Consider the following 17246-nt stretch of genomic DNA (forward strand, 5'->3'; position numbering starts at 1 on the left):
TCCTTGGCTTCTGCCTCAGGCTTTGCCTGCTTTTCTTCCTTGGCGGGCGCGGATTCCTGTGCCGGCTGTGCGTTGGCATCACCGATGCGGGCGATAACGGAGCCGACCTCGATGGTGTCGTCCTCGTCGGCGAGGATCTCTACGAGGGTTCCTGCGACGGGGGAGGGGATTTCGGTATCAACCTTGTCGGTGGAAACCTCGAGTAGGGGTTCGTCGACCTCTACGGTGTCGCCGACGGACTTCAGCCACTGGGTGATAGTGCCTTCGGTGACGGATTCGCCGAGTTCGGGCATTTCGACGTCGGTGGCATCGCCGGAAGCGGCAGGCTTTTCTTCCTCTTCAGAGGAGGAAGATGCAGATTCGCCTTCATCACCGATGATGGCGATGACGGAGCCGACCTCGATGGTGTCGTCTTCGTCAGCCTTAATCTCTATCAGGGTACCCGCTACCGGGGAGGGGATTTCGGTATCAACCTTGTCGGTGGAAACCTCGAGTAGTGGTTCGTCGACCTCTACGGTGTCACCGACGGACTTCAGCCACTGGGTGATAGTGCCTTCGGTGACGGATTCGCCCAGTTCGGGCATCTCAACGGAGTGCGCCATGAGTAATAAGACTCCTCGGAAGTTGGAATTAAATATCGCTGTCGACCAATCCTACAGCGTCATTGAAACCAGCGCGTATATCTGGGTCTGATAGTTACCCTCATGAGGGTAAGATGTGAACTTATGTTTAATATCTTCCGCCGCAATCAATCCCGATCGCAGCTTCGTCCCCCGCGCGCACCGGGAGACACCATCAGGGCGGAAGATGCGCGCGCGTTGCAACAATGGGCTGCTGGGAGGGCTTTTATCGAGGCTTTCATCGAGCCCGAGACCGTCCTCAACGAGATGTCTGTTGTGGTGGTGGACCACGATGGAGAGTTCACCCGCCGCAGAATCGGGGGGCCAAAAGGGATCGATGCTGTAGCAAAGCTGCTTGATTGCGCCGTATATGACGTCGAGGAGACCGGCTACCCACAGCGCATGCGTGAGCGAATGGAACGCGAGAGGATTCTGCGCCGCAGGGAAGAACAACGCGAAAGGCGCGCCAGGTTTAATCGGGGCGAGACCCCCGAGTCCTAGGCGCGGCCACAGCGATAGCAGTTATTACTGCTATCGCTGTTATTGCTGCTGATGCTTCGTTGTTTCTCTATTTCTTGTCTTGTGCTGCGATTTCTTCCAAGACGGCCACTACCGTGCGTACCGGTACGCCAGTGGCGCGCTTAGGCGTGTAGCCGCGGGGACCGCTGCCGTTCCAGGCTGGGCCAGCGACGTCGATGTGCGCCCAAGCGATGTCCTCTTCGACAAAGCGCTGGAGATAGGTGGCTGCAAACTCCATTCCGCCCTCGCGCTTGACGTGGATGTTGCGGATGTCAGCGGCGGGGGTTGAGATCTCCTCGTCGTGCTCCTCGAGCAGTGGCATGGCCCAAGCGTTTTCGCCGACTTCTCGACCCACTTCGGCCACGCGATCGCGGAAGTCTGCCGTGCCCATCACTCCGGCGGTGCGGCTACCCAAAGCGACGATCTGGGCACCGGTCAAGGTGGCAGTATCAATAAGGTAATCGGGGTCGTCTTCGCTTGCGCGGGCGATGGCATCGGCCAAGACAAGGCGGCCTTCTGCATCGGTGTTGAGCACCTCGGAGGTGATTCCGCCGTAGTGGGTGATGACATCGCCCGGACGGGTAGCAGAGCCCGAAGGCATGTTCTCTGCGAGTGGCAAGGTAGCAACTACCTTGACGGGGATTTCCAACTTGGCGGCGGCCAGTACGGAAGCGACCATAGCTGCGGATCCGCCCATGTCAGAGATCATGTCCCACATTCCGTTGCCAGGCTTAAGGGAGATTCCGCCGGTATCGAAGGTTATTCCCTTACCAACCAGCGCGACAGTCTTCTTTGCCTTCTTAGGGCTCCAGGTCACACGAACAAGACGCGGGGGGCGCTGCGAGCCTTTGCCTACCGCAAGGATTCCACCGAAGCCCTGCTTTTCCAGCTCCTTCTCGTCGAGGATCTCGACATCCAGACCGGCTTCCCTGGCCTCGGCGCTGATGAACTGCGCATAGGTCTCGGGGTAGAGGACATTGGCCGGAGCGTTAACGAGGTCTCTGGCTAGGATGACGGATTCCGCAGTGATCTTTGCGTGCTCGAAGGCGTCTTTTTGGTCCTTTCCACCAATGAAGTAGAAAGTTCCAGGCTGCTTCTTCTCGGCGGCCTCATCTTTGGCCTTATCTTTGGATTTTGCCTTGTCCTTGTCAGAGGACTCGGGCGAGTGGATTCCGCGGTACTCGTAGCCGCCGAGGAGAACGCCTTCTACTGATGAAGCAAGTAGGGGAGCGGGGACGTCAATTACTGCGGTCTCCACTTTGCGTAGGTGGCGTGCCGCGGAACCTAGTGTGCGCCGCGCCTGCTCCGAGTCGAAGTCTTCCATATTGTCTAGGCCCAAGGCCACGACCGAGGTGAAGCCGGACTTGGCAGGGGCGGGTACGCGCTTGAGTTCACCTGCCTTGCCGGTGGCACCAACGGCAACGAGCGAATCAAATACGGTGCGGGTGGCGCCGGCATCCAGCAGTGAGGTAGCGCAAAGCTCGAGGCCGTCCTCGCCTTTGACGGCAAGCACGATGAGAGCTTCCGCGTGCTTGGGGGCCTTCTTGAGTAATTCGACGCCGGGAAAGACGCCGCGAGCCGGTAGTGCAAACGTGGAAGTAGCCACCATTTTCCTCCTGAGAACTGAAAGATTCGATTACCTCAAACATCATACGCGTGGACGAGGAGGTCCTCTCGGGGCCTTTTAGCCCGTATGCGTGGCCTGCGGAGTACTGTGTAGGCATGCTTAATTTCACGGTAACCCGCACTGATAATCCCACCTCCCCGGCCGAAATCGCAGAGATTCTTAGCAATCCTGGGTTCGGCAAGTACTTCACTGATCACATGGTGACCATCGACTGGAACGAAGAAGAAGGCTGGCACGACGCACAGGTTCGTCCTTATGCCCCTATCGAGCTCGACCCGGCCACCACGGTTTTGCACTATGGGCAGTCGATCTTCGAAGGCATCAAGGCTTACCGCCAGGCAGATGACTCCATCGTCACCTTCCGCCCTGACCAGAACGCTCAGCGCATGATCAATTCCGCCAAGCGCATGGCCATGCCGCCATTGCCTCAGGAGGACTTCATCGAGTCTTTGCGCCAGCTGGTTGAGGTCGATAAGGCCTGGACCCCGGCTGCAGGCGGAGAAGCTTCCCTCTACATGCGTCCGTTCATGATCTCTACCGAGGTTTCCGTTGGCGTCCACCCCGCAAACGCTTATCGCTTCATGGTCATCGCCTCGCCGGCAGGCGCATACTTCAGCGGTGGAATCAACCCCGTCTCGGTCTGGGTTTCAACTGACTACGTTCGTGCCGCACCAGGCGGTACTGGCGCCGCCAAGTTCGCAGGTAACTATGCCGCATCCTTGCTGGCCCAGGCTCAAGCCGAGGAGAAGGGCTGCGATCAGGTTGTGTGGCTCGACGCCATCGACCGCAAGTACATCGAAGAGATGGGCGGTATGAACCTGATGTTCGTCTACGGATCTGGCGCGGATGCCACCATCGTCACCCCGGCTTTGTCTGGTTCCTTGCTGCCGGGTATCACCCGCCAGTCTCTGTTGCAGGTCGCCCAAGATTTGGGCTACAAGGTTGAGGAGCGCCGCATCACTATCGACGAGTGGCGTGAGGACGTCGCCGCAGGCAAAATGACCGAGGCCTTCGCCTGTGGCACTGCTGCAGTCATCACTCCGGTTGGTCGCGTCATGAGCAATGATGGCGAGTTCGAAGTCAACGACAACAAGGCTGGCACGATCACCATGCAGCTGCGCGAAGAGCTCACCGGAATCCAGCGCGGTACTGTCGCTGACAAGCACGGCTGGCTCTACCCGCTGACCAAGTAATTCTTGCTTCTGTTCCTGTTCGCGGGCCTCGTTGGGGGCAAGAGGCGGGCGCTGCAGGATAAGGGGTGAGGAAGAGCCCAAGCTCCCAGTTGGCCTAGTCCAGCTGGGAGCTTATGGCTGTGACCTCATCTGCGGCTAGGTCAAGGGCACTTTCCACCAAGGGCAAAGCAAGCAAGGCTCCGCAGCCTTGGCCGGCGCGAAGCTCAAGCCGAAGGAGTGGCTCAAGACCCAGATCTTCGAGCGCCAAATGGTGGGCAGGCTCAAGACCTTCACTCGCTGCGTAGAGCCATTTCTTGGTGCCGGGAGCGAGACGCTCGGCGATGACGGCAGCGGTGGCAACCAAGGGGCCGTCGACAAGCAGGGGCGTGCGGCGAGTCGCCGCCTGAATGATGAAGCCAACCAGCGCTGCAGTGCTGGGGGAGGAAGAGACTTCCAAAAGCTCTTCAGGGTCGAGATTGCGGGCCCTAAACATCGCATCACGGATGACCGTAACCTTGGTCTTCCACATGGAATCCGTGGTGCCCGAGCCAGGGCCAACAATGGCCACAGGCTCGGTTGAACTCAAGGTTCCCATGATGACTGCGGCGACTGTGGTTGCGCCGACGCCGAGCTCCGCTGGGATGAGCAAGTCAGCGCCCTCGTCGATCTCCACATCGGCCGCATGCTGGCCCGCCGCGAGCGATTCATTGAGTACCTGCGCCGACATGGCGTCCTCAGTATCAATGGGGGCGGAACTGGGCAGGGTGACTACTCTAATTCCTGCATTGACGCGGCGCGCGATGGCGTGCGTAGGACCAGCGCCGACATTGAGCTCTTGGAGAATCTCCGCATCGGCCTCGGGGGCGAAAGCAGATAGTCCGACCCCTTCAAAGGTTCTGCCGGCAATGCCGTGGCCGCCAGCAAAAACCACAACGCGCGCGCGTTGAACTTGCTCAGCGGGTACCTGCCCGCGGCAGCCGGCGTACCACTGAGCGACTGAGCGCAGGCGTCCGAAAGAAGCGCCGCGAGGTGAGGAAGCAAGCCCCAATTCCATCGCTGACCGTGCCTCGAGGTCGGGGCCGGGAATGGACTCAAACTTAAGCATTGGACGTTACCTTTAACTGGAACTAGACGCTTGCGCCGCGCTCGACCTGGGGGCGGGGAGTGCGCCACTTCCGGGGCTGGGTTGCGCGGGAGTAGGCGTAGAAGCCTAGCCCGAAGCCGGCCTCAGTGGTGTTCGGGAACTTGAGGCGAACCGCATTGTTGCATCGACGGCCCAGGAAGATGCCTTCGAAGGCGAAGACCGCGATGAAAGCCATGGCGACGATAGAGGTGATGTTGGCAAAAGTGGGGTTGGAGCTACCCAAGAAGGTAAAGAGCAGCAGGATAAGGGCGAAAGGCATGACCCATTCGGTCAAGAAGCGCTGGGAATCCACCCAATTACGCACGAAGCGGCGTACCTCGCCCTTATCTCGCGGTAAGAGGTATTGTTCCTCCCCGGATTCCATGCGCTTCTGCGCAACTTGGTTGCGTTCGCGGATTTCCTGGCGTTCCTTCTTCTTATAGGCTTTCCACTCTTCTTTAGACATGGAGGCCTTGAGTTCCTTGCGCCGCTCACGGCGCTGTGGATCGCTCGCGCGGTTGGGATCGCGGATTACGCCCTTGGCAATTTCCTGGTCATGCCTTTTGGGGGTGGGCCTGCCTTTAGGAGGGGTAAATCCCTTGGGGTAGGTCACCTCCGGGTGCTCGGTGTCTTCCGCCCCCGCGTGCGCTGCAGCTTTGTCGGAGGTCTTATTGTCTTTTTGCCACGGTAGTTTCACGTCATTTAGGTTACAAGGTTGCCGGCCCTGAGTGGGAATAGGCCCGCGACCGAGAGTGTTGAACTACACATAGCCATTGCCTCCGTTCTTTTTCATCTTTTCTCGGCTTAGGTGGGAGGGTAGGATGGTGGCAAGAAATTTTCCACACGTCGAAACCGAATATCGATAACGAGTATTCGAAATCAAGTCTTTGTTTGAGGAGAAGAAATGACCGCTCCAACTTCCGCAACTTCCGCAACTGGCGTTATCCTGACCGATGCTGCAGCAGCTAAGGCTAAGGCCCTGCTGGAGCAGGAAGGCCGTGATGATCTTTCGCTGCGCATTGCCGTACAGCCCGGTGGTTGCGCCGGCCTGCGCTACCAGCTCTACTTCGATGATCGCACGCTTGATGGCGACAAGGTCGATACCATCGGCGGAGTGAGCCTCGTGGTTGACAAGATGTCGGTGCCCTATCTCAGTGGCGCGAAGATTGACTTCTCGGACACCATCGAATCCCAGGGTTTCACCATTGATAACCCGAATGCGGGCGGCTCTTGCGCCTGCGGCGACTCCTTCAACTAAGGAACCTGCTCAGCGCATCTCAAGCGGAGAAATCTAGCTTCGCATTGTGCTTCACATAGGTTTAAGGCCCGCACTTTGACGTGCTCTTTCTTAATCGAAAGGGACAGTCAAGGTGCGGGCCTTTTGCTTCTATTGCGGCGGTACCGCGCAGGGTGTGCGGCGGCTAGAGCCTGACGGGGTAGTCGCGCTGTTCGATCTTGGGGTCGATGCGCTTTTCCACGAAGATTCCGTGCCAGATCATGAAGGAGATAACCGTCCACAGCCGCCGGGAATGATCAGAAACGCCGTCGCGGTGCTCCTTGAGCATCTCTAAGACTGCCTTCTTGTTGAAGATGTTCTCGGTCTGGGACTCCTGAATAGTCTGCTGAGCCCAGCCGTAGAGCTCTTCACCGGCGAGCCAGTGGCGCATGGGTACGGGGAACCCGAGCTTGCGGCGGTGCAGAACATGTGGCGGAACGATGTTTTCAAGGGCCTTGCGCAGGGCATACTTGGTGGTGCCGTGGGCAATCTTGAGGTCATAAGGAATTGTCTCCGCCACCTTAAATACCTCTTTATCTAGGAAAGGCACGCGCAGCTCGAGAGAGTTGGCCATGTTCATCTTGTCGGCCTTGACGAGGATATCTCCGCGCATCCAGGTGAAAAGGTCGAGATGCTGCATGCGTGCGACGGGATCCATCCCCTCAGATTCCGCATAAATCGGTGCGGTAACTTCGCGGTGATCCCACTCGCGCTTGGCCCAAGGCATGACGCGGTGGAGCTGGTCGAAGTTGAAGGAACGCGCGTTGCCGTAATAACGCTCCTCCATATCCATCGAGCCACGCTCTAGGAGTGACTTTCCCTTCATCCCATCGGGCAAAACCTTGGAGAGCCTTCCCAGTCCACGGCGAAGCGGGGACGGTAGCTTCTCAAAAGGAGCTAGAGAAAGGGGTTCCTTGTAGATGGTGTACCCGCCGAAGAGCTCGTCCGCACCCTCGCCGGAGAGCACTACCTTGACGTGCTTGCGTGCTTCCTGCGCCACGAAATACAGGGGAACGAGGGAAGGATCGGCCACAGGATTGTCGAGGTACCACATGATTTTCGGCACGGCATCCGCGTATTCCTCGGGCGAGACAATCTTGACAATATGCTCGACGCCAATGGCGGCAGCAGATTCTGCGGCCACGTCGACCTCGGAGTAGCCTTCGCGCTCGAATCCAGTAGTAAAAGTCAAAAGGTTGGGGTTGTGCCGTTTGGCCAGGGCGGCAATGGCGGTGGAATCGATGCCACCGGAAAGGAAGGAACCGACAGTCACATCGGCGCGCATGTGCTTTTCGACGGAGTCTTCTAAGGCCCGGGTGATCCGGTCAAAGAGGTCCTGTTCCTTGCCCTTAGGAACCTGTTGAACAGGGAAGGTGGGACGGAAGTAGCGCTTGGCCACAACATCTTCTCCCGGGTGCAGGGTAACGGTGGAGCCAGACTCGACGCGGCGAATATGGGCGTGCAGAGACTCCGGCTCGGGAACGTACTGCAGATCGACGTAATGCTCGATGGCGCGCTTATCAAGGTTGAGTTCTAGACCAAGAGCCTCCGCCATCTCGAGGATGCACTTCATTTCGGAGGCAAAGACGGTGCCTGCTGCAGTAGTGGCGTAGTACAAAGGCTTGATGCCGAAATGGTCACGGGCGGCGAACATCGTCTTCGTCTCGGTGTCCCAGATGACAATGGCAAACATCCCGCGTAGGTGATTGACTACGTCCTCGCCCCAGTGATGGAAGCCAACGACGATGGGCTCGCCATCGCCCTCAGTATTAAAGGAATAACCTTCCTTCTTCAGCTGCTCGCGCAGTTCAATGTAGTTATAGATCTCCCCGTTGAAAGTCATGGCGTAGCGCTCAGGATTCTCGGCGGGTCCCCAGCGCAGTGGCTGGTGAGAATGCTCAATGTCGATGATGGAGAGCCGGTTGAAACCGAAGGCGGCGTCGGCATCGTGCCAGGTTCCTGCCGCATCAGGCCCACGGTGACGCATGCAGGGGAGGGCCTTTTCTACGGCCTCCACAAAGTCCTCAGCGTTGTGTTTAGCCGCTAATAAGCCGCACAATCCGCACATAGAATGTCTACTCCTTTAATATGAGGTTCTTTCTAGGCAACACTTTACGGCTATCTCTGCCATTTCCCGCAACACGCCACGGGGAGGCGAAGCGGCATCGGGCGCATCGCGGGTCAGAGAAGCCTGAGAATCTTCCCCGTAATGGTGCGAACTTTCGTATGATGACCTCCCTGCCTCTTTGTGAATTGGCACACAGAATAGCGGCGGGCCTATATGCTTGCGTTATGGCATTGTGCAGGTGGGGCGGTAGCATCTTCCGCATTGACTGTCGTGGGGCGGTGTAAGCCCTGCGGTCGAGGGCCGTTAAAAGGTCTGTGGCAGCATTCCTATCAACTATCCTAGTTGGGTAGGGATGCTCTGTGAGTATTCGAGAAGTTTGTGTGGACAGAAAGGCAGAACACACGTGGGACAGCGTAAAAAGCGCAACCTTGCCCGGAAAGCAGGCATCGCCGGCGCACTCGCACTTGGCGGCCTTACCTTGGCAGGTTGTGAGACGGCGGCACCGACCGCGGTCGAGAATATTCTAGGCTTTGGCTGGCCAAAGGGAATTACCCCAGAGGCTGAGTCGATGTACAACTTCTGGATATGGGTATGGGTTATCGCGTGGATCGTCGGCTTCGTCATGTGGGGTCTTTTCCTTACTGCTATCTTCCGCTGGAGCGCGAAGAAGGCCAAGAAGGACGGCAAGGGAGAGTTCCCGAAGCAGACGCAGTACAACATCCCGCTAGAAATGGTGCTGACGATCGTCCCGATCCTCATCATCATGGGCCTCTTCTTCTTCACCGTTCAGGCGCAGCAGAAGGTTACGGCCTTGGACAAGAACCCAGAGGTCACAGTTGACGTCACCGCTTATCAGTGGAACTGGAAGTTTGGTTACGCCGAGAACAAGGTTAACGGCGAGAACTACAACGGTGCTGATACCGAGCGTCAGCGCTTGGCTGAGCAATCTGCCAAGGATCCGGAAGGCGTTAAGAACGCCAACCCGATTCACGGCAAGTCCATGGGTGACCTTTCCTACTTGAACTACAACAAGATTGAGACTGTAGGAACCACCGAGGAAGTTCCGGTTTTGGTTCTTCCTTCTGGAACTCCAATTGAGTTCCGTTTGGCTTCCGGCGACGTATCCCACTCATTCTGGGTTCCGGAGTTCTTGTTCAAGCGTGACGTTTATGCGCACCCCGAGAACAACTCTCAGGAGCGTCGTTTCCAGGTTGAGGAAATCAATGAAGAAGGCGCCTTCGTCGGCCGTTGTGCTGAGATGTGCGGTACTTACCACTCCATGATGAACTTCGAAATCCGCGTGGTATCCCCAGAGGACTTCAACGAGTACATGGCCTTCCGTGAGCAGAACCCGGACGCGACCAACGCCGAGGCGCTGGAAAAGATCGGTCAGGAGCCTTATGCAGTGAGCACCTCACCATTTAGCTCACAGCGTGACACCGCCGATGCAGACAACTTCGTTGACGCTAACAACGCCGCGGCATAAGAGATAAGGAAAAACAAATGCGCGCAACATCCATGGTCTTCTATTCAATTGCGACCTACCTGTTTGTTTCCCTCATCGTCTACATCTTCGGCCTTAACCTCGTTAAGGATGACGGTTACCTCTACGGCCCGGAGTGGGCGGGAATAGTGGCCTTGGCCCTTTCCTTCCTTCTGTGCATCATGCTGGGTGTTTACCTCCACTTCACTGATAAGCGTGTAGACATTGCTCCCGAAGACTGGGAGGAGGCCGAGACTGAAGACGGTGCAGGCATCCTCGGATTCTTCTCTCCGAGCTCCATTTGGCCGCTCGCTATGACCGGCTCGGTGGCTGTCCTCGGTTTGGGCATCATCTTCTTGTACTTCTGGTTGATTGCTTTGGGCGCTGTCTGCCTCATTGCTTCCGTAACCGGACTATCCTTGCAGTACGGTCTGCCGAAGGAAAAGCACTAAAGCCGCTCATACTTTCGGCTTAGCTTTCGCACACTTCTCAAGCCCTTTCCCGGCCTTTTTGGTCGGGAAAGGGCTTTGGTGATCTCGCGTCGTATACAGGTCAGGAAAAGTTCCAAACGATCTGGAAAAAGTTCAGGGGAGTGCTCTAGCTGTGACAGCTAGAGGGGAGTGCGCGCGGGATATGCGCGCATGCGTCTAGGGGAGTATGGGCACGTAGATGGGCATTTTTGTTGGGGGTCATACGAAAGTTGCAAACCTGCAATTATGCGCCGGTGTGCAAATGTGATTTATCTCATGGACTATTTTGGGCAAACCGCTTGCAAAGATTGCTCCTTGGTTGGTCCGGGGTTAGTCCTTATTGACATTCCTTGTGTTGTTAGGCCTAGCGCGCGTGCGCTACCTGCGCTGATGTGGGTTCGTGACCTATGCCATATAGTTCCCCGGGGGGAGGATGGCAGCTGTATGTGGCATGGCTTGGTGGAGGCTTCGGGGCGGGTCGGTTAAAGGATTAAAGGAACGGGGGGAAGCGAAGTGACTTAGGGGGCGCTCCCGTCCATACTTATATGCGTGACGAGCGTAGTTTCTAACCAAGGTATGGCAGCACCACGTGTAGCCTCGCTGAACCGACCCAATATGGTCAGCGTGGGCACCATTGTGTTCCTGTCTCAGGAATTGATGTTCTTTGCCGGACTGTTCGCGATGTGGTTCACCTCGCGAGCTAACGGTATGGAAGGCGACTGGGCGGAGAATACCGCCCATATCAACGTGCCGATGGGCTTTCTCATCACGGCAGTGTTGATTTCTTCTTCCGTTACCTCCCAGTTCGGCGTGTTTGCAGCAGAAAGGGGTGACGTTTATAAGCTTCGCATTTGGTACTCCGTGACTCTTGTGCTTGGTGTCGTGTTCTTGGGCATCATGGCCTTCGAGTGGACCGAACTTATTCTTCACGGTGTGACCGTGCAATCCAGCGTGTTTGGCTCGGTGTTCTACATCATCACCGGCTTCCACGCCGCGCACGTGACAGCAGGACTTATTGCATTTGCCATCATCTTGGCACGTATTTCTAAGTCCAAGTTTACGCCAGCACAGGCAACGGCAGCGATGGCAGTTTCTTATTACTGGCACTTCGTCGACGTTGTTTGGATCGGCGTTTTCACTGTCATTTACTTGATTCAGTAGGCCGTAGAATGCCGAAGTTCATTCCTCGGCCTACAGCCATTCATTTCCGTGTACGAGTTATCTAAAGGAAAATGATGGATAACAATCCGCAGACCGTCTCAGTGGAAGCCTCGACTGACTCGGCAAAGAAGACCCGTCGCCGTCGTAAGGTCAAGCGCACTCTAGCCGGCGCCTTTGCTCTTACGGTCGGCCTATCCGGGGCGGGCGTCCTCGCATCTGCATTGACGCCAGACGCACAGGTAGCCACCGCTCAGAAAGATGACCAGGCCCTCATTCAAGAAGGCAAGGACATCTACGACACCGCTTGCATTACCTGCCACGGTGCAAACTTGCAGGGCATCGATAAGCGTGGACCTTCGTTGGTCGGCGTGGGTGCTGGTTCCGTGTACTTCCAAGTGCACTCCGGCCGCATGCCCATGATGAGCAACGACGCTCAGGCCGAGCGTAAGACTCCTCGCTACACCGAGCAGCAGACGCTTGCTCTTGCCGCTTTCGTGGCTGCCAATGGTGGCGGCCCCGATATCGTCTACGACGAGAACGGAAACATCGCACAGGAGTCTCTGCGCGGCGCCAACTTCGACGGCAACATCCAGAACGAGGATGTGGCAAAGGGCTCTGAGCTCTTCCGCATGAACTGCGCTTCCTGCCACAACTTCACCGGTCAAGGCGGTGCGCTTTCCTCTGGTAAGTACGCGCCTGCGCTGGCACCGGCGAATGAGCAGGAGATCTACCAGGCCATGCTCACCGGTCCGCAAAACATGCCGAAGTTCTCTGACCGTCAGCTCACTGCTGATGAGAAGAAGGACATTATCGCCTACATCAAGTCGGCTAAGGAAACGCCCTCCCCGGCAGGTTGGGATTTGGGTGGCCTCGGACCAGTGGCCGAGGGCCTAGCAATGTGGATCATTGGCATTAGCGTTTTGTGCGCTGCCGCAATGTGGATTGGATCGCGCTCATGAGCAACGTAAAGAAGAACTACACTGAGGCCGAGCTCAATAACATGAACAATGACGAACTCGCTGCACTCGGGACGCAGCTCGATGGCGTCACCGTTGCCTTCCGGAAAGAGCGTTTCCCTGTTGAAGGTGATCCGGCAGAGAAGCGTGCTTCCGCCAACATCATCATCTGGCTTGTGCTTTCCGTGCTCGGCGGGTTGGCCTTCCTAGGGGTCTACCTTTTCTGGCCTTGGGAGTACAAGTCCCTTGGCGAGGATGGTCTGTGGTGGCACACTCTCTATACGCCGCTTCTCGGAATTACTTCCTTCGTGGCTATCTGTGCACTCGGTATTGCCATTGTCCAGTACGTTAAGCGGATCCTCCCAGAGGAAATCTCCGTTCAGCGTCGCCATGATGGTCCTTCGGATGAAGTTGACCGCCGTACACTGACCGCTCTTCTCAATGACTCTTGGAAGACCTCGACCTTGGGTCGTCGTACCACCATCAAGGGTCTGCTCGGCGGAGCAGGAGTGCTCTTCGGTTTGACCGTCATTGCTCCCCTCGGCGGCACCGTCCGCAACCCTTGGAAGGTTCGCCACGATCTTGATTACTCCGGTGACGGCACGTTGTGGACCTCCGGCTGGACCTTGGCAAACGAAGGCGTCAAGCTCTACCTTGCTCGTGACACCAGCACCATCGCCGAGATGCACGATGGCGAATCCGGTTCGCACTACAGCACCAAGGGCCTTGCCCGTCTGGTGCGCGTACGTGCAGAGGACTTGGCTGCCGGCGGCATGGAGACCGTGTTTCCGCTTGCGGAGCAGGACGTCAACGATGGTGACAAGTGGTCTAAGGACAAGGAAGTCTACGAGAATCACATGCACTCCATCCACGGCAACCGTAACGCCGTGATGCTCATCCGCCTGCGTCACTCTGACGCACAGAAGGCTATTGAGCGCGAGGGTCAGGAAGACTTCCACTACGGCGACTACTACGCCTACTCCAAAATCTGTACACACATTGGCTGCCCGACCTCTCTCTACGAGGCGCAGACAAACCGTATTCTCTGCCCGTGCCACCAGTCGCAGTTTGATGCTTTGCATTACGGCAAGCCGGTCTTCGGTCCTGCCGCCCGTGCTCTTCCGCAGCTGCCGATCACCGTGGACGAAGAGGGATACCTCGTCGCGCAGGGTAACTTCATTGAGCCTGTCGGCCCGGCATTCTGGGAGCGTAAATCATAATGAGCAAGAAACTCGCCAAGATTGGCAATAATATTGATTCCCGCTACACCGCAGCGGGGATGATTCGTACACAGCTCAACAAGGTCTTTCCGACCCACTGGTCCTTCATGTTGGGTGAAATGGCGCTCTACAGCTTCATTATCCTTCTGCTGACCGGTGTCTATCTTGCCTTGTTCTTTGATCCTTCGATCACCAAGGTCATTTATGACGGTACATACGCGCCTCTCAATGGCGTTGAGATGTCCCGCGCTTATGCAACCGCCCTCGATCTTTCCTTCGAGGTCCGTGGTGGACTCTTCGTTCGCCAGATGCACCACTGGGCAGCGCTCATGTTCATGATGTCCATGATTGCCCACATGCTTCGTATTTTCTTCACGGGCGCCTTCCGGCGTCCCCGCGAGGCCAACTGGATCATCGGTTGCTCGCTCATTCTTTTGGGCATGATCGAGGGCTTCCTCGGTTACTCCCTTCCGGATGACCTTCTTTCCGGTGTTGGTCTGCGCATTATGTCGGCCATCATCTTGGGGCTGCCGATTATCGGTACCTGGCTGCACTGGGCCATCTTCGGCGGTGACTTCCCCTCGGATCTCATGCTGGACCGCTTCTACATCCTGCACGTCCTTGTCATCCCCGGCATTATTCTCGGCCTGATCGCCGCACACCTTATCCTCGTCTGGTACCAGAAGCACACCCAGTTCCCCGGACCTGGCCGTGCTGAGAACAACGTTGTCGGCGTGCGCATCATGCCGGTATTCGCCACCAAGGCTATTGGCATGGGCATGATGGTTGCTGGCGTGCTGGCGCTTATGGCCGGCGTCCTCACCATTAACGCCATCTGGTTGCTCGGACCCTACAACCCCTCGCAGGTCTCTGCTGGTTCCCAGCCTGATATTTACATGCTCTGGACTGACGGTGTGGCTCGTGTCATGCCCGCGTGGGAGCTGTACTTGGGTAACTACACCATTCCTTCCGCTTTCTGGGTGGCTCTGCTCTGTGGTCTCATGGTTGTACTGCTGTTCGCTTACCCGTTCATCGAGAAGAAACTCACCGGTGATGACGCGCACCACAACTTGTTGCAGCGTCCTCGCGATGTCCCCGTTCGCTCCGCGATTGGTGCCATGGCTATCACCTTCTTCCTGTTGGTCACCATGTCTGGTGGTAACGACCACGTCGCGCACTTCTTCCAGATTTCGCTCAACGCAATGACCTGGGTGGGACGTATCGGCCTGATTGTTCTGCCTCCGATTGCTTACTTCATGACTTACCGCATCTGCGTTGGTCTACAGCGCTCTGACCGCGAGGTCCTCGAGCACGGTATTGAGACTGGTGTCTTGAAGCGACTCCCGAGTGGCGCCTACATCGAGATCCACCAGCCTCTCGGCCCGGTGGATGAGAACGGGCATCCAGTGCCCCTCGAGTACGCGGGCGCTCAGGTTCCCAAGCAGCTCAACCAGTTGGGCCTCGCAGACTCTGAGACCCAGGGCTGGTTCTCGCCGGATGATCCGCAGCTGATGGACCGCGTCCACGAAATTCATGAGGAGAACCATGAAGAGGAGGCGGAGATGTTCCGTCGTCTCAACGAGGCAAACCGCCGTGAAGACGAGGAGAACGGTCGCAGCTAGTCCGACCGCCTTATTTAACACGCTCACAAGCTCACCGGTTCCCTTATATGTAGGGAGCCGGTGAGCTTTTTGTTTTTATGTGTAGGGAGGAACGCTATTGGGTTGCTGTGGCTTCGCTACGGAGCTGGAGGAGATGCCGTGCTTGCGCGAATGCGACATCGACAAGCACGAAGGCGAGCAAACTAAGCCCGAACAGTGGAGCAAGCAGTGAGTAGGCAATGAGGAGGATAACTACCACCGTGCGTGCCAAGGGGCTCGCCTTCTTCCATTGTCCGGCAGTGGGGAGGCTTCCAAACCCCTTGTCGCGCCCTCGCATCCACCACATTCGGTATCCCAGACAAATGATGGCCAGGAGACCGGCAGCGACCATTGCCAAAGCCAAGTGATTGTTCCAGCCGAACAGCATTCCCATATGCATCTGAATCATCCAGTTCGAGAGCCTTGCTGCGATGGGCCACTGGTCGGCCTCGACCTTTTCAACGACCGCCCCAGTGGACCCATCAATGGATACTGCGTCGTTGCTGAACGTCCATGGCTGGCGAGCTTCCTTGACCACCCACGCGCTGTTGGAGCCTGCTGGGTCGGTGACGTCGAGTAGCCCGCTTAGACCTTCGGCGCGCGCCGCGTGGACCACATTGTCCACCACGGCACTGCTTTGTGAAGCCACTATATCGTGAGCTGCGTGTACTTCGTGGAGGGAATGATTACTGTGTTCCTCGTGCGCCCCGTGTCCAGAGTGCTCGGCGTGAGCTTTGTGTTCGCTATGGTCGTTGTTAAGAACGCTAGTCGAGGAGGCACTCAAGGAGGTTGCCGGCTTTGGCTCAAGCCAGTTCAATTCGGCGCGAAGGTTGCCTATGGTGGCCCCAGCGACCATTGACCACGTCAATCCAGTAACGGTGAGGATAAGGAAGCCAGGTAGGAGCCACAGACCTAGTCGGGAGTGTAGTTTCTCCAGGCGCCTGCGGGCGCCAGGTTTCCGGGTACGCGCGGATGCTGCTAGGCGACGTCTCCGCGACCACCAGACCCATGCACCGGCCAGAGTGATGGCACCCAACCATGAGGCCGCGGTCTCGGAATAGACGCGCCCTGGTTCGCCCATCCATAGTGAACGGTGGCCCTCGGAAATCCACGTCCGAAGCGGCAAGGCCTGGGAAGATCCGTATTGAACGAGATCGCCCCTGATCTCGAGGCTGCCTGGATCGACGAACACTGCTCTCTTGTAGCTCGAGCCCGGAAACGCCGGATCGGTGAAGAGAACTCGGGTAGTAGTCGATTCGTCGTCGGATACCTGCATTCCTGAAATAGCAAGCTCTGGGTGAAGGGCCTGAGCCACCTCGGCTTGGGACTCCAGTGATTGCGCAGGAATGCCCGGATTCGCGTGCATGGCATCGCGATAGACCCAAGCTTCGGCCGTTGGGGTCACCGCATAGAACAACCCAGTTAGGGCAGCGAGGAAAAGCAGGGGGGCGACAAAAATGCCAGCTAAGATATGGATTCGGCGCACCATGCCTTCTACGCTGAGCTGCCAGCGCTTCGCTGTTGCTTTGTTTGGTCGACGCGGTCGCTCCCGTGCCGGACTGATTGCAATATCCATAGAGAACTAGTCGCCACGTTGCCGAAAACGTTCCTGTGACAACCCTCTGTTCTTAGGTGTTGCCACCCCTGTTTTGAACCCGCCCGAAGTTCCCACGGTCCCTGAGTTGTGATGAAGATCTGGAGAATCATTCGCCGCCCGGGGCCGCCGTATACCGGTGGCTGATGTGAACCATGTTGCGAGATTAAAGATTCCAACAGGGCATGTGAGCAAGAACACATCAGTAAAGATTTCGCTCGAGGAGTTCGTGAAGTGCGCCCGACTGGGTTTCAAAGGTGTTGGTTGTCTTGTAAACAACCGTGCAGGTTATACGGCGACAATGCGCTAATGGTCTA

Annotated in this window: 15 protein-coding genes; 9 read left to right on the forward strand and 6 right to left on the reverse strand. The window is 57.2% G+C overall.

Going from position 1 to position 17246, the window contains the following annotated elements; genetic code table 11:
- A partial coding sequence (locus tag B2696_RS05790) for a biotin/lipoyl-containing protein (RefSeq protein ID WP_286954395.1) occupies nt 1–602 on the reverse strand: 602 nt, incomplete at its 3' end.
- A 123-nt stretch (nt 603–725) separates the two neighbouring features.
- On the opposite strand from B2696_RS05790, the gene B2696_RS05795 reads away from it, so the two are divergent.
- The gene (locus B2696_RS05795; RefSeq protein ID WP_286954397.1) at nt 726–1121 is read left to right on the forward strand and encodes an oxidoreductase; all 396 of its coding nucleotides are present in this window, start codon (nt 726–728) and stop codon (nt 1119–1121) included.
- 67 nt (nt 1122–1188) lie between these two features.
- Here B2696_RS05795 and B2696_RS05800 read toward each other — a convergent pair whose 3' ends face one another.
- Nucleotides 1189–2748 carry a leucyl aminopeptidase gene (locus B2696_RS05800; protein WP_286954399.1) on the reverse strand — a complete coding sequence of 520 codons (1560 nt, stop codon included), beginning with the start codon at nt 2746–2748 and terminating at the stop codon, nt 1189–1191.
- 113 nt (nt 2749–2861) lie between these two features.
- Here B2696_RS05800 and B2696_RS05805 point away from each other — a divergent pair, with 113 nt between their 5' ends.
- Nucleotides 2862–3959, forward strand: a complete 1098-nt coding sequence (locus B2696_RS05805; protein WP_276623547.1) for a branched-chain amino acid aminotransferase — start codon at nt 2862–2864, stop codon at nt 3957–3959.
- A gap of 94 nt (nt 3960–4053) precedes the next feature.
- Here B2696_RS05805 and B2696_RS05810 read toward each other — a convergent pair whose 3' ends face one another.
- On the reverse strand, nt 4054–5043 hold the full coding sequence (locus tag B2696_RS05810; RefSeq protein ID WP_286954401.1) for a nicotinate-nucleotide--dimethylbenzimidazole phosphoribosyltransferase: 990 nt from the start codon (nt 5041–5043) through the stop codon (nt 4054–4056).
- Between the two features lie 22 nt (nt 5044–5065).
- Nucleotides 5066–5758: a DUF3043 domain-containing protein gene (locus B2696_RS05815; protein WP_075730151.1), complete on the reverse strand. Its 693-nt coding sequence runs from the start codon at nt 5756–5758 to the stop codon at nt 5066–5068.
- 207 nt (nt 5759–5965) lie between these two features.
- On the opposite strand from B2696_RS05815, the gene B2696_RS05820 reads away from it, so the two are divergent.
- Nucleotides 5966–6319 (forward strand): HesB/IscA family protein, encoded by a 354-nt coding sequence (locus tag B2696_RS05820; protein ID WP_075730150.1) that lies wholly within the window; start codon nt 5966–5968, stop codon nt 6317–6319.
- 163 nt (nt 6320–6482) lie between these two features.
- Here the strand turns inward: B2696_RS05820 and asnB are convergent, their stop codons facing one another.
- Complete coding sequence (asnB, locus tag B2696_RS05825; protein ID WP_286954403.1) at nt 6483–8405, reverse strand: asparagine synthase (glutamine-hydrolyzing); 1923 nt, start codon at nt 8403–8405, stop codon at nt 6483–6485.
- Between the two features lie 403 nt (nt 8406–8808).
- On the opposite strand from asnB, the gene B2696_RS05830 reads away from it, so the two are divergent.
- The 6 genes from B2696_RS05830 to B2696_RS05855 all read left to right on the forward strand — a co-directional run bounded on the left by B2696_RS05830 (nt 8809) and on the right by B2696_RS05855 (nt 15317).
- Nucleotides 8809–9891, forward strand: a complete 1083-nt coding sequence (locus tag B2696_RS05830) for a cytochrome c oxidase subunit II (protein WP_286954405.1) — start codon at nt 8809–8811, stop codon at nt 9889–9891.
- Nucleotides 9892–9908: 17 nt separating this feature from the next.
- Nucleotides 9909–10340 (forward strand): cytochrome c oxidase subunit 4, encoded by a 432-nt coding sequence (locus B2696_RS05835; RefSeq protein WP_276623551.1) that lies wholly within the window; start codon nt 9909–9911, stop codon nt 10338–10340.
- Between the two features lie 594 nt (nt 10341–10934).
- On the forward strand, nt 10935–11519 hold the full coding sequence (locus B2696_RS05840) for a cytochrome c oxidase subunit 3 (protein WP_286954458.1): 585 nt from the start codon (nt 10935–10937) through the stop codon (nt 11517–11519).
- Nucleotides 11520–11590: 71 nt separating this feature from the next.
- Nucleotides 11591–12478 (forward strand): c-type cytochrome, encoded by an 888-nt coding sequence (locus B2696_RS05845; RefSeq protein ID WP_075730145.1) that lies wholly within the window; start codon nt 11591–11593, stop codon nt 12476–12478.
- Nucleotides 12475–13695 (forward strand): ubiquinol-cytochrome c reductase iron-sulfur subunit, encoded by a 1221-nt coding sequence (locus tag B2696_RS05850; RefSeq protein ID WP_075730144.1) that lies wholly within the window; start codon nt 12475–12477, stop codon nt 13693–13695. The genes B2696_RS05845 and B2696_RS05850 overlap by 4 nt, the downstream gene beginning before the upstream one ends.
- Nucleotides 13695–15317: a cytochrome b gene (locus B2696_RS05855; protein WP_075730143.1), complete on the forward strand. Its 1623-nt coding sequence runs from the start codon at nt 13695–13697 to the stop codon at nt 15315–15317. The genes B2696_RS05850 and B2696_RS05855 overlap by 1 nt, the downstream gene beginning before the upstream one ends.
- Nucleotides 15318–15411: 94 nt before the next feature.
- Here B2696_RS05855 and B2696_RS05860 read toward each other — a convergent pair whose 3' ends face one another.
- On the reverse strand, nt 15412–16911 hold the full coding sequence (locus B2696_RS05860) for a PepSY-associated TM helix domain-containing protein (RefSeq protein ID WP_286954409.1): 1500 nt from the start codon (nt 16909–16911) through the stop codon (nt 15412–15414).
- Between the last annotated feature and the right edge of the window lie 335 nt (nt 16912–17246).

This window comes from Corynebacterium sp. UBA4397, assembly GCF_002390965.1.
In the GTDB taxonomy this organism is placed as follows: domain Bacteria; phylum Actinomycetota; class Actinomycetes; order Mycobacteriales; family Mycobacteriaceae; genus Corynebacterium; species Corynebacterium flavescens.

What these genes read in the sequence shown, in the direction of transcription:
- B2696_RS05860 (WP_286954409.1), bottom strand. Translation starts at nt 16,911, where the DNA reads ATGGATATTGCAATCAGTCCGGCACGGGAGCGACCGCGTCGACCAAAC.
- B2696_RS05810 (WP_286954401.1), bottom strand. Translation starts at nt 5,043, where the DNA reads ATGCTTAAGTTTGAGTCCATTCCCGGCCCCGACCTCGAGGCACGGTCA.
- B2696_RS05795 (WP_286954397.1), top strand. Translation starts at nt 726, where the DNA reads ATGTTTAATATCTTCCGCCGCAATCAATCCCGATCGCAGCTTCGTCCC.
- B2696_RS05840 (WP_286954458.1), top strand. Translation starts at nt 10,935, where the DNA reads ATGGCAGCACCACGTGTAGCCTCGCTGAACCGACCCAATATGGTCAGC.
- B2696_RS05805 (WP_276623547.1), top strand. Translation starts at nt 2,862, where the DNA reads ATGCTTAATTTCACGGTAACCCGCACTGATAATCCCACCTCCCCGGCC.
- B2696_RS05835 (WP_276623551.1), top strand. Translation starts at nt 9,909, where the DNA reads ATGCGCGCAACATCCATGGTCTTCTATTCAATTGCGACCTACCTGTTT.
- B2696_RS05820 (WP_075730150.1), top strand. Translation starts at nt 5,966, where the DNA reads ATGACCGCTCCAACTTCCGCAACTTCCGCAACTGGCGTTATCCTGACC.
- B2696_RS05850 (WP_075730144.1), top strand. Translation starts at nt 12,475, where the DNA reads ATGAGCAACGTAAAGAAGAACTACACTGAGGCCGAGCTCAATAACATG.
- B2696_RS05845 (WP_075730145.1), top strand. Translation starts at nt 11,591, where the DNA reads ATGATGGATAACAATCCGCAGACCGTCTCAGTGGAAGCCTCGACTGAC.
- B2696_RS05800 (WP_286954399.1), bottom strand. Translation starts at nt 2,748, where the DNA reads ATGGTGGCTACTTCCACGTTTGCACTACCGGCTCGCGGCGTCTTTCCC.
- B2696_RS05855 (WP_075730143.1), top strand. Translation starts at nt 13,695, where the DNA reads ATGAGCAAGAAACTCGCCAAGATTGGCAATAATATTGATTCCCGCTAC.
- asnB (WP_286954403.1), bottom strand. Translation starts at nt 8,405, where the DNA reads ATGTGCGGATTGTGCGGCTTATTAGCGGCTAAACACAACGCTGAGGAC.